The sequence below is a fragment of the Abyssibius alkaniclasticus genome (genome assembly GCF_020447305.1).
Lineage (GTDB): Bacteria > Pseudomonadota > Alphaproteobacteria > Rhodobacterales > Rhodobacteraceae > Abyssibius > Abyssibius alkaniclasticus.
On record NZ_CP095732.1, the window covers coordinates 3066405 to 3077770 of the forward strand.

An 11366-nucleotide genomic window follows, 5' to 3' on the forward strand; every position below is an offset into this window, starting at 1 on the left:
GATCTGCCCCAGAAAAATCGGTTCGCGGCCTGAATAGAAGGCGCGCGCCCAAGGGTCAATGACCTCTGGGCGCGACGAATTATCAATTCACCTCGGGAACCAGACCTTTTTCGGCGGCAAGCTCGCGCATACGCGCCTGGAGCTTCTCGAAGGCGCGCACTTCAATCTGGCGAATGCGCTCGCGGCTGACATTGTAGGTCTGGCTCAGGTCTTCCAGGGTTTTCGGCTCGTCCGTCAGGCGGCGCTCGGTCAGAATTTCGCGCTCGCGCTCGTTCAGATCGTCCATCGCATTCATCAGCAATTCGCGGCGGGTTTCCAATTCGTTACGCTCGGCATAGTCACCGGCCTGGTCGGCATCCTCATCCTCCAGCCAATCCTGCCATTCGGCGGCACCTTCGCCATCGCGGCTGACTTGCGCATTCAGGCTGGCATCGCCGCCGGTCATGCGGCGGTTCATCGATGTAACCTCATCTTCGGTCACGCTCAGCTCTGTGGCGATGCGGCTCAGATGTTCGGGGCGCAGATCACCCTCTTCCAGCGCGCCGATCTTGTTTTTGGCCTTGCGCAGGTTGAAGAACAGCTTTTTCTGCGCCGATGTCGTGCCCATCTTGACCAGCGACCAGCTGCGCAGAATATATTCCTGAATGCTGGCGCGGATCCACCACATGGCATAGGTCGCAAGGCGAAAGCCTTTTTCGGGGTCGAACCGTTTCACGGCCTGCATCAACCCGACATTTGCTTCGGAAACCACTTCAGCGGTCGGCAAACCATAGCCGCGATAGCCCATCGCTATCTTGGCGGCAAGGCGCAGATGGCTTGTGACAAGCTGGTGCGCCGCCTCCTTGTCCTCATGGTCGACCCAGGCTTTGGCAAGCATATATTCCTGCTGCGGTTCCAGCATCGGAAATTTGCGAATTTCACCCAGATAGCGCGAAAGGCTCTGCTCCGGTGACGGGGCGGGAAGATTTGCATAGCTCATGTGGTTCCCTCGCAGGCGTTGTTTCTATAATTGAGTCTTTAGCTAGGTAATGGCGATATTGTTTTCAAGTTTGTGGCAGCGGCTTCACGACGGTGTGAAGGTTTTTTAGCGTGCTAGGACTCCGTTTCAAGGTCGAGAAGATTCAGCAAATTGGCCATATCGGCCGGCAATGGTGCCGAAAACGCCAGAAACTCGCCGGAAACCGGGTGTTTGAAGCCCAAAGTCGCGGCATGAAGCGCCTGGCGCGAAAATCCGCTCAAGGCGGTGGCAGCCGCGTCATTCAAAGCGTCCTTGGCCAGTTTGCGAGCCTTGCCATAGGTCTGGTCGCCCACAAGCGGGTGGCCGGCATGGGCCAGATGCACGCGAATCTGATGGGTGCGCCCGGTTTCCAGCTGGCAAGCCAGCAGCGCCACGGCATCGCCCGCGCCCGCCTGGCCCAGCACCTGCACGCGGGTCACGGCATGGCGGCCATAACCCTGGGCGCAAACGGCCATTTTCTTGCGGTCATTGCGGTGCCGGTCCAGCGGCGCGTTGATTTTCAGCACCTGCCCCGGCTCGTAGCTAACCCCTTTGACCGACAGCAGGCGCGGGTCGCGCGGGCTGGGCACACCCCAGCACAGGGCGCGATATTCACGTTCGGCAGAATGGGCGGCGAATTGCGCGGCCAGCCCCTGATGGGCGGCGTCATGCTTTGCAACCACCAGAATGCCGCTGGTATCTTTATCTATGCGGTGGACAATGCCGGGGCGTTTCATGCCGCCAATGCCCGACAGGCTATCGCCACAATGATGCAGCAGCGCGTTGACCAAGGTGCCGTTCAGCGCGCCGGGGGCGGGATGCACCACCATGCCAGCAGGTTTGTTCACGACGATCAGTGCTTCATCTTCAAAAAGCACCTCCAGCGGAATATCCTCGGGCTGCGCCTCCAGATCATCCGGCGGAGGCAATGCTACGGTTATTTCATCGCCCTCGGCCACCTTGGCCTTGGCGCTGTCCAGCACCAAACCGCCGCGCGAAACCGCGCCTTCGGCGATCAGCGCCTGAATGCGCGAGCGCGACAGGGTCAGTTCCTCTGGCACATGGGCGGCCAAAGCCTTATCTAGGCGGGGCGGCGTATCTGCGCCAAGCAGCACCACCAAAGTTTCAAAAGGTTCATCCATGCCTGCACCCGACCCGGCTACGCCCAATTCCGAATACCACCCCGAGCCTGTGGGCCTGCGCCGCTTGCGCCGGCTGATCACAACGCTCACCGTGGTGATGATTGGGGGTGTCCTAGTCATTGTTGGCCTGCTTGTCACGCGGTTGACAGCGACAGGCCCGAACCTGCCTGATATGATTACCCTGCCAAGCGGCGAGGTGGCCGAGGCCTATACCCAGGGCAAGGGCTGGATTGCGGTTGTCACGCGCGATGGCGAAGGCCAGATGCGCATTCATGTGCTGAGCGAAAACGGCACACCGCGCCAGATTGTTGAAATTGAACCGGAGCAGTAGATAACGTGAGCCTGCCATCGGGATTTCTGGATGAATTGCGCAGCCGTGTGCCGCTGGCACAGGTTGTTGGCCGCAAGGTCGGCTGGGATACGCGCAAATCCAACCCCGGCAAGGGCGATTACTGGGCGCCCTGCCCGTTCCATGCCGAAAAAACCGCGTCTTTTCATGTAGATGACAAGAAGGGGTTCTATTACTGCTTCGGCTGCCACGCCAAGGGCGATGCGCTGAGCTTTGTGCGCGAAACCGAAAATGTCGGCTTCATGGAGGCGGTTGAAATTCTGGCGCGCGAGGCCGGGATGACCATGCCCGCCCCCGACCCGCAAGCCGCCGCGCGTGATAAAATTCGCGCCGGTCTGGTGGATGTGATGGAAGCCGCCGTGCAGTTTTACCGGCTGCAACTGAACACGGGGGCCGCGACCGAGGCGCGCGCCTATCTGGAGCGGCGCGGGCTGAACGCGGCTGCGCTGGAGCGTTGGGAAATCGGCTTTGCGCCCGATAGCCGCACCACCTTGTTCGAGCATTTGCGCGGCAAGGGCATGGCGGCGGAGCTGATCGTCGAATCAGGGCTTGCCGTGCCCCCCGATGGTGGCGGCACCCCGTTTGATAGGTTTCGCGGCCGCATCATGTTCCCCATCCGCGATGCGCGCGACCGCGCCATCGCCTTTGGTGGCCGCGCGATGGATGCAAATGCGCGTGCGAAATACCTGAACTCGCCGGAAACGCCGCTGTTTGACAAGGGGCGCACGCTGTTCAACATCAGCCCGGCGCGGGCTGCTTCGGGCAAATCGGGCAGCCTTGTGGTGGCCGAAGGGTATATGGATGTGATCGCGCTGGTCGGCGCGGGCTTTGCCCATGCCGTAGCCCCGCTTGGCACCGCGATAACCGAGGACCAGTTGCGCCTGATGTGGCGCGTGGCCGATGAGCCGATCATCGCGCTGGATGGTGACACGGCCGGCATTCGCGCCGCCATGCGGCTGATCGATCTGGCCCTGCCCATGCTGGAAGCCGGGAAGTCACTCCGCTTTGCGCTGATGCCCGCGGGTCAAGACCCCGATGATGTCATCCGCGCGGGCGGGTCCAAGGCGATGCAGGCGGCGCTGGATGCCGCCAAGCCGCTGGTCGATCTGCTCTGGCAACGCGAAACCGCCGATCAGGTGTTTGACAGCCCCGAACGGCGGTCGGCGCTGGATGCGCGGCTGCGCGCATTGCTTGCCAAAATTACCGACCCGAACCTGCGCGGCCATTACGAGGCGGCCATTCGCGAACGCCGGCAAGCCCTGTTTCGCCCGGCCACACCCGGCGGGCGGGTTGGCCCGTTTCGCGGCCCGCGTGGCAAGGCATTGCCTCAAAAGGCAAGCGCCGGCGCGCGCGCCTCGCTTTTGGCGCGCGACATGGCCGATGAAACGCGGGTGCGTGAAAGCGCCATCCTGCTTGGCTGCCTGAACCATCCGCAGATTGCCGAGCGCTTTGAGGCGGAGCTGGAGCGCTGCCAGTTCATCTGCCCCGATCTGCGCGACATCGCGACCGCGCTTTTGGCGGGCCTGCATCTGGATTTTGGCGCGGATGCACGCAGCCAAGGCCTGCGCAGCTATATCGAGGCAACGCTCAACGCCGACCCGCTGGATAAACTGCAAGCCATCGGCCAGGTGCGCGACAACCCCTACTTACGCCCTGAAGCCGACCCAGCTTTGGCTGCACAAGCGGTGCTGGAGGACTTGAACCGCCAAGCCGCGACATTAGGTATGGCTGCCGAAGTGCGTGAGGCCGAAGAGGAGCTAAGCGGCGTTGCCGATGAAGGGCTGACATGGCGGCTGGCACAGGCCGCCCTGGCACGCGACAAGGCGCAGCGGGCCGGGATTGGCGATGACTCCGGTGCCGCACAGGATGATTCGGACGTGCGAAAACAGCTTTACGACTTCATTGATAACGCGCGTTGGAAAAAGAAAAAGCATTAGACGGTTGCGAATCATCGCAACGAATCACACATTCACCAAACCCTGCACGAATCACTTCGGGTGATTCGGCCCGTTTTCTGTGGAGAGACCATGTCCGGCGACAATATCGACGACACGAAATCCGAAGAGATGACCGAGGGCAGTGGCCCGCTTCTTGATATGAGCCAGGCGGCCGTGCGCAAGATGATCGCCACCGCCAAGGCGCGCGGCTACATCACCTATGACGAGTTGAACCAGTTCATGCCGCCCGATCAGGTGTCTTCCGAACAAATCGAAGACATTATGGCGATGCTGTCTGAAATGGGCATCAACGTGACCGAAGGCGATGATGCCGACGACGAGCCGGAAAAAGAGGAAGAGCTGGAAGAAGAAACCAGTTCGAGCCGCGAGCTTGTTGCCGCCACCGCCAATGGCGAGGCGCTGGACCGCACCGATGACCCCGTGCGCATGTATCTGCGCGAAATGGGTTCGGTTGAACTGCTCAGCCGCGAGGGCGAAATTGCCATTGCCAAGCGCATTGAGGCGGGCCGCGATACGATGATCATGGGGCTTTGCGAAAGCCCGCTGACCTTTCAGGCCATCACAATCTGGCGCGACGAGCTTTTGGCCGAAGATATCATGCTGCGCGACGTGATCGACCTTGAAACCACCTTTGGTGACTCGCTTGAGGTTGATGAAGACGAGGCGCTTGGCACGGATTCTGCCGAAGCCAAAGACGCCACGGCCCCCGCCGCCAAACCAGAAGCGGCTGAAAAACCGGCCAGCGCCAGCGATGACAGCGATTCCGAGGGCGACAATTCGAGCCGCGGCACCGATGATGACGAGGATGACGAGGACGATCAGGCCAACATGTCGCTTGCTGCGATGGAAACGGCCCTGAAACCGCGCGTGCTGGAAACGCTGGACCAGATCGCCGCCGATTACGCCAAGCTCGCCGATATGCAGGATGACCGCATGGTCGCCGCAATGACCGAGGGCGAGACTTTTTCCGCCAACCAGGAGCTGGAATACCAGCGGCTTCGCAGCGAAATCGTTGTGCTGGTCAACTCGCTTCACCTGCATAACAACCGCATCGAAGCCCTGATCGACCAGCTTTACGGCATCAACAAGAAAATCATGTCGCTTGACAGCGCGATGGTGAAACTGTCGGACCAGGCGCGCATCAACCGCCAGGATTTCATCAAGGAATACAAGGGCCACGAGCTGGACCCGGCCTGGCTGGACAATGTATCCGAGCTGAAGGCCCGCGGCTGGGAAAGCCTGACCACCACCTATCGTGACAAGGTGCAGGATTTGCGCGACGAAATGGGCGATATCGGCCAGTTCATCGGCGTCGATATTTCCGAGTTCCGCCGCATCGTAAACCAGGTGCAAAAGGGTGAAAAGGAAGCCCGCCAGGCCAAGAAGGAAATGGTGGAAGCGAACCTTCGCCTTGTAATCTCGATTGCCAAGAAATACACGAACCGCGGGCTGCAATTCCTTGATCTTATCCAGGAAGGCAACATTGGCCTGATGAAGGCGGTCGATAAATTCGAGTATCGTCGCGGCTACAAATTTAGCACTTATGCAACATGGTGGATCCGGCAGGCCATAACCCGGTCCATTGCCGACCAGGCCCGCACAATCCGCATTCCGGTGCATATGATCGAGACGATCAACAAGCTGGTCCGCACATCGCGCCAGATGCTGCATGAAATCGGCCGCGAACCGGCACCCGAAGAACTGGCCGCCAAGCTGCAAATGCCGCTGGAAAAGGTGCGCAAGGTGATGAAAATCGCCAAGGAGCCGATCTCGCTGGAAACCCCGATCGGCGATGAGGAAGACAGCCAGCTTGGGGACTTCATCGAAGACAAAAACGCCATTCTGCCGCTGGATTCGGCCATTCAGGGCAACCTGAAGGAAACCACAACCCGCGTGCTGGCCAGCCTGACCCCGCGCGAGGAACGCGTGCTGCGTATGCGGTTTGGCATTGGTGTGAACACCGACCATACGCTTGAAGAAGTCGGCCAGCAGTTCAGCGTAACCCGCGAACGCATTCGCCAGATTGAGGCCAAGGCCTTGCGCAAGCTGAAACACCCCAGCCGAAGCCGCAAGCTGCGCAGCTTCCTTGACCAATAAAAAAGGCCCGCTTCATGCGGGCCTTTTCATTTTTCCGCGCTGGTCTACCCGCAAACGAATGTCATTGTGTGCAAAGTGCGCCCGGCCTGGCTGCTGACCGTAAAGATTGGATTGGTCTGCGCCTTGGCGCGACCCGGGCCGCCACAAACACGATCTGCGCCATCCAGCACGGCAATATCGGTCACGGTGTCCGGGAAATAAGACCAAATATTCACATTCCCGTTACGTGTGGCAGATTCCAGCTGCCCGGCAATCGCGTCATTCACTTCAACCGAAGTGCCGCTGCTTGCCGCCGGTGCCGAATAGCTGGGCGATTCGGTCAATGCGGCCTCGCAACCCGCCAAGACTGTAAGTGCAAAAGCGGACATAACAAAGATACTGCGCATAAAGAATCCCTTTATTGTTGGTTTTCCCAAAGTGTAGCCGTGCCACCCTGGCTTGTAAACTTTTCCGCACTGGTAAGCCGCAGGGCTTTTGCTACCAGAGGTTTACCATGCAACTTTATCTTGCGTATGCCCGCAGACTCTACCCAAACTGTTGATTGCGCCTTATAGTGCAGCAAATCAATTCTGTTGGAGTGGCTCATGCGCTGTCCGTTTTGTGGAAATATCGATACCCAGGTTAAAGATTCCCGCCCCGCTGAAGACCATGTTGCCATTCGTCGCCGCCGCTACTGCCCGGCCTGTGCGGGCCGGTTTACCACCTATGAACGTGTGCAGCTGCGCGACCTTGTCGTTGTCAAGAAAAACGGCAAGCGCGAGGATTTCGACCGCGACAAGCTTGAACGCTCCATCCGCATTTCCATGCAGAAACGCCCGATCGAAGGCGAGCGGATCGACCAGATGATCTCGGGCATAGTGCGCCGGCTCGAAAGCATGGGCGAAACCGATATCCCTTCAGAGAAAATCGGCCAGATCGTCATGGAAACCCTCGCGCGGATCGACACTGTCGCCTATGTGCGTTTTGCCAGCGTTTACAAGAACTTCCAGGCCGCAGATGATTTTGAGGATTTCGTTGCAGAGCTGCGTCCCGCCGGGCTGGATGAAGAGCCAAGTTGAGCCAAGACACCGATCAGCGCTGGATGGAGCTTGCACTGCGGATTGCGCGCCAGGGTCTGGGGCGCGTTGCCCCCAACCCCACCGTGGGCTGCGTCATTGTTAAAGACGGGCGCATTTTGGGCCGCGCCCGCACCGCCGATGGCGGCCGCCCCCATGCAGAAACACGTGCCCTGGCGCAGGCCGGGCGCGCAGCCAGGGGTGCTACGGCCTATGTTACGCTGGAGCCATGCGCCCATACCGGCAAGACCCCGCCTTGCGCGGATGCGCTGATTGCGGCGGGCGTAGCCCGCATTGTTTGCGCCCTGCCCGACCCTGACAACCGCGTTGCCGGGCGCGGCTTCGAGATGCTGCGCGCGGCCGGGATTGTGGTTGAAACGGGCCTTATGGCAAAGGAAGCGGCTGCGCTGAATGCGGGCTACTTGAAGCATCGCCAACAGGGTTTGCCCTGGCTCACGCTTAAACTTGCCACATCGCTTGACGGGCGTATCGCCACCGAATCCGGGGAAAGCCGTTGGATCACCGGGCCTGACGCCAGACAGTATCTGCACCTGATGCGCAGCCAGTTCGATGCGGTGTTGATTGGCGCAGGCACAGCGCGCGCCGATAACCCGATGCTTGATATTCGCTTGCAGGGCCATTCCGGGCCACAGCCCGCACGCGTGGTCATGAGCCGCGGTTTGGACCTGCCGCTTGAAAGCCGGCTTATGGCAACAGCGCGCAATATCCGCACCATTTTGCTGTGTGGCAAGGATTGCCCGCAGCCAAAGCGCCAAAGCTTTGTCGACCAGGGCGCTGAAGTTATTAGTTGCACAGCCGACCAGCCCGAAACCGCCCTTCACAAATTGGCCGAGTGCGGGCTAACGCGCGTGCTGTGCGAAGGTGGCGGCCAGCTCGCAGCCAGCCTGATTGCGGCGCAACTGGTTGATGAACTTGCCCTTTTCAACGCGGGCCTTGTGCTTGGCGCAAGCGGGCGCGCGGCGATCGGGCCGCTGAACCTTGGCGCGCTCGCAGCACATCCGCGGTTTCATCTCATCTCCGCGCAGCGCATTGGCACCGACACGCTGACCCGCTGGCACCAGGCAAGCTGACAACAGGACGGAACATGACACAGAACGAAGCCTATGCAGCACTGGCTGCACATCTCAAAACCACAGGCGCGCTTGAACAGGTCGCGGGCGTTATGGGCTGGGACCAGGAAGTGATGATGCCACACAAGGGCGATGCGCAGCGCGCTGAACAGATGGGCGCCCTTGAGCAGGTTTTACATGCTCGGCGGGGCGACGAACGTATAGGCGAATGGCTGGCGCAGATTGACAGCACACAGCTTGACCAGGCCGCGCGCGTGAATGTGGCCGAAGCCCAAAAGGCCTATGATCGCGCGCGGCGCGTGCCGTCGGATCTGGCCGAAGCCCTGGCACGCAAAACAGCCGCTGCGATGGGAATATGGGCGCAGGCCCGAAAAGACAGCGATTTTTCAGGTTTCGCGCCCGTTCTTGACGAAATTCTGACCCTGAAGCGCCGCGAAGCCGAGGCGCGCCATGAAGGCGAGGCCGAGCTTTACGATGTTCTGCTGGATGACTATGAGCCCGGCCAATCTGGGGCTACGATTGCCGAAATTCTGGGGCGTTTGCGCAACGGTTTGGTTGATCTGCGCGAAAATATTCTGGCTTCCGGAAAGATCGTCAAGCCATTAACGGGTTCGTTTGATGCCGATACGCAAATGGCGCTTGGCACCGAGATTGCCAAAACCTTCTGCTATGATTTCAACGCCGGGCGGCTTGATAAATCGGTGCATCCCTTCTCCTCGGGGAACAATGGCGACTCGCGCATCACCACCCGCATTAACCCTGAAAATCCGTTCGATTGCCTCTATTCCGTCATCCACGAGGTCGGCCACGCGGTATATGAGCAAAACATGCCCGCAGAACACGCCATGATGCCCGCCGGGTTTTATGCCTCGATGGGGGTGCATGAAAGCCAAAGCCGCCTGTTTGAAAACCAGATCGGCCGCAGCCGCGAATTCTGTCACCATCTGTTTGCAAAATTCAGCGCCGCCTTCGGCGACCAGGGGCTGGATGCCGAGACGTTTTATGCCACCGTGAACCGCGTGCATCCCGGCTTTATCCGCACCGAATCTGACGAGGTGTTTTACAACCTGCATGTGCTGCTGCGCTTTGATCTTGAACGCGCCATGATCAACGGTGATTTAGCGGTAAACGATCTGGAAGCCGCATGGAATGATCGGTTTGCTGCCGATTTCGGCCAAAAGGTCAACCGCGCCGCCAATGGCGCATTGCAAGATGTGCATTGGTCGGTCGGGTTGTTTGGCTATTTCCCGACCTATGCGCTTGGCAATATCTATGCCGCCTGCTTGTTCGAGGCGATGCAAAAGGCTCTGCCCGACACAAAAGCCAATATTGCCAAGGGGTTGCTGGCAGAACCCATTGGCTGGCTTACAAAAAACATCCACAGGCACGGGCGCATGGTGCCGCCGGTTGAGCTGATCACCAACGCCACCGGGCGGGCGCCGGATGAGCGCCCGCTGCTGGCCTATCTGAATGCCAAATTCGGCGATATTTACGGGTTTTAGGCGTTATTGAAACGCCTGAATGCCGGTTTGCGCGCGCCCCAGAATAAGCGCGTGAACATCATGCGTGCCCTCATAGGTATTTACCGCTTCAAGGTTCATCACATGGCGGATCACGCCATATTCATCGGAAACCCCGTTGCCGCCATGCATGTCGCGCGCAACACGGGCAATATCCAGCGCCTTGCCGCAATTGTTGCGCTTCATCAGCGAAATCGCCTCGGCAGGCGCTTCATGGGCATCAAACATGCGCCCAAGTTGCAAACAACCTTGCAGGCCAAGCGAAATTTCGGTCTGCATATCGGCCAGTTTTTTCTGGATCAACTGCGTGGCGGCAAGCGGCCGGCCAAACTGTTTGCGATCAAGCGTATATTGCCGCGCGGCGTGCCAGCAAAATTCGGCCGCGCCCATAGCGCCCCAGGCAATGCCGAATCGCGCACGGTTGAGGCAGCCAAACGGCCCCGAAAGCCCTTGTGCATGGGGAAGCAGGTTTTCTTCGGGCACAAAAACATCGCTCATCTGAATCATGCCGGTAACCGAGGCGCGCAAGCTGAACTTGCCCTCGATCTTCGGCGCCGTCAGCCCCTTCATGCCCTTTTCAAGAATGAAGCCACGGATCTTGCCATCATGCCCGTCAGACTTCGCCCAGATGATGAAAACATCGGCAATGGGCGAGTTTGTAATCCAGTTTTTTGCACCCGAAAGGATATAGCCACCATCGGTTTTGCGCGCGCGGCTGAGCATTCCGCCGGGGTCGGATCCGTGATCAGGCTCGGTCAGGCCAAAACAGCCGATATAGTCGCCGCTGGCCAGTTTCGGCAGGAATTTCTGGCGCTGCTCTTCGCTGCCATAGGCAAAGATCGGGTGCATCACCAGCGAGCTTTGCACCGACATGGCGCTGCGATAACCGCTATCCACACGCTCCACTTCGCGCGCAATCAACCCGTAAGCCACATAGCTTGCGCCCACACCGCCATATTCTTCCGGCAAGGTCGCCCCAAGCAACCCGGTCTCGCCCATCTCAGCCATGATCTCGCGGTGGAACACCTCGTGGCGGTTCGCCTCAAGCACACGGCTGGCCAGGCCTTTTTCGGCATAGGCTGCGGCGGTGTCACGGATCATCCGCTCTTCTTCGGTCAGTTGGGCATCAAGGTTGAAAACATCCATCCAGTTGACAG

Annotated in this window: 10 protein-coding genes; 6 read left to right on the forward strand and 4 right to left on the reverse strand. The window is 59.7% G+C overall.

All coding sequences use genetic code 11. The features are described 5' to 3' along the window. Nucleotides 1-82 precede the first annotated feature (82 nt). The gene (gene rpoH / locus LGT41_RS15275) at nt 83-979 is read right to left on the reverse strand and encodes an RNA polymerase sigma factor RpoH (RefSeq protein WP_274127795.1); all 897 of its coding nucleotides are present in this window, start codon (nt 977-979) and stop codon (nt 83-85) included. Between the two features lie 113 nt (nt 980-1092). Beyond that, a complete protein-coding gene (locus LGT41_RS15280) occupies nt 1093-2139 on the reverse strand; it encodes an RluA family pseudouridine synthase (RefSeq protein WP_274127797.1) in 1047 nt (348 codons plus the stop codon). Here LGT41_RS15280 and LGT41_RS15285 point away from each other — a divergent pair. From LGT41_RS15285 to rpoD, 3 genes are all read left to right on the forward strand, one after another. Further along, nucleotides 2138-2470: a DUF6476 family protein gene (locus LGT41_RS15285; RefSeq protein ID WP_274127799.1), complete on the forward strand. Its 333-nt coding sequence runs from the start codon at nt 2138-2140 to the stop codon at nt 2468-2470. The genes LGT41_RS15280 and LGT41_RS15285 overlap by 2 nt on opposite strands. Before the next feature lie 5 nt (nt 2471-2475). Continuing rightward, nucleotides 2476-4425, forward strand: a complete 1950-nt coding sequence (gene dnaG / locus LGT41_RS15290) for a DNA primase (RefSeq protein WP_274127801.1) — start codon at nt 2476-2478, stop codon at nt 4423-4425. A gap of 90 nt (nt 4426-4515) precedes the next feature. Continuing rightward, on the forward strand, nt 4516-6543 hold the full coding sequence (gene rpoD, locus LGT41_RS15295; RefSeq protein ID WP_274127802.1) for an RNA polymerase sigma factor RpoD: 2028 nt from the start codon (nt 4516-4518) through the stop codon (nt 6541-6543). 44 nt (nt 6544-6587) lie between these two features. On the opposite strand, the gene LGT41_RS15300 is transcribed toward rpoD, so the two are convergent. Beyond that, on the reverse strand, nt 6588-6929 hold the full coding sequence (locus LGT41_RS15300) for a hypothetical protein (protein WP_274127804.1): 342 nt from the start codon (nt 6927-6929) through the stop codon (nt 6588-6590). A gap of 198 nt (nt 6930-7127) precedes the next feature. On the opposite strand from LGT41_RS15300, the gene nrdR reads away from it, so the two are divergent. From nrdR to LGT41_RS15315, 3 genes are read left to right on the forward strand one after another with little or no spacing between them, the layout of a single operon-like run. Further along, nucleotides 7128-7601 (forward strand): transcriptional regulator NrdR, encoded by a 474-nt coding sequence (nrdR, locus tag LGT41_RS15305; protein WP_274127806.1) that lies wholly within the window; start codon nt 7128-7130, stop codon nt 7599-7601. After that, entirely contained in the window at nt 7598-8689 is a 1092-nt protein-coding gene (gene ribD, locus LGT41_RS15310; RefSeq protein WP_274127808.1) for a bifunctional diaminohydroxyphosphoribosylaminopyrimidine deaminase/5-amino-6-(5-phosphoribosylamino)uracil reductase RibD, read from the forward strand. The genes nrdR and ribD overlap by 4 nt, the downstream gene beginning before the upstream one ends. Nucleotides 8690-8703: 14 nt before the next feature. Beyond that, a complete protein-coding gene (locus LGT41_RS15315; RefSeq protein ID WP_274127809.1) occupies nt 8704-10191 on the forward strand; it encodes a carboxypeptidase M32 in 1488 nt (495 codons plus the stop codon). Between the two features lie 3 nt (nt 10192-10194). Here LGT41_RS15315 and LGT41_RS15320 read toward each other — a convergent pair whose 3' ends face one another. Continuing rightward, on the reverse strand, nt 10195-11355 hold the full coding sequence (locus LGT41_RS15320) for an acyl-CoA dehydrogenase (RefSeq protein ID WP_274129747.1): 1161 nt from the start codon (nt 11353-11355) through the stop codon (nt 10195-10197). Between the last annotated feature and the right edge of the window lie 11 nt (nt 11356-11366).

Coding starts and splice junctions, on each gene's coding strand:
- LGT41_RS15300 (WP_274127804.1), bottom strand. CDS start 6,929: ATGCGCAGTATCTTTGTTATGTCCGCTTTTGCACTTACAGTCTTGGCG.
- rpoD (WP_274127802.1), top strand. CDS start 4,516: ATGTCCGGCGACAATATCGACGACACGAAATCCGAAGAGATGACCGAG.
- LGT41_RS15285 (WP_274127799.1), top strand. CDS start 2,138: ATGCCTGCACCCGACCCGGCTACGCCCAATTCCGAATACCACCCCGAG.
- LGT41_RS15280 (WP_274127797.1), bottom strand. CDS start 2,139: ATGGATGAACCTTTTGAAACTTTGGTGGTGCTGCTTGGCGCAGATACG.
- LGT41_RS15315 (WP_274127809.1), top strand. CDS start 8,704: ATGACACAGAACGAAGCCTATGCAGCACTGGCTGCACATCTCAAAACC.
- rpoH (WP_274127795.1), bottom strand. CDS start 979: ATGAGCTATGCAAATCTTCCCGCCCCGTCACCGGAGCAGAGCCTTTCG.
- LGT41_RS15320 (WP_274129747.1), bottom strand. CDS start 11,355: ATGGATGTTTTCAACCTTGATGCCCAACTGACCGAAGAAGAGCGGATG.
- nrdR (WP_274127806.1), top strand. CDS start 7,128: ATGCGCTGTCCGTTTTGTGGAAATATCGATACCCAGGTTAAAGATTCC.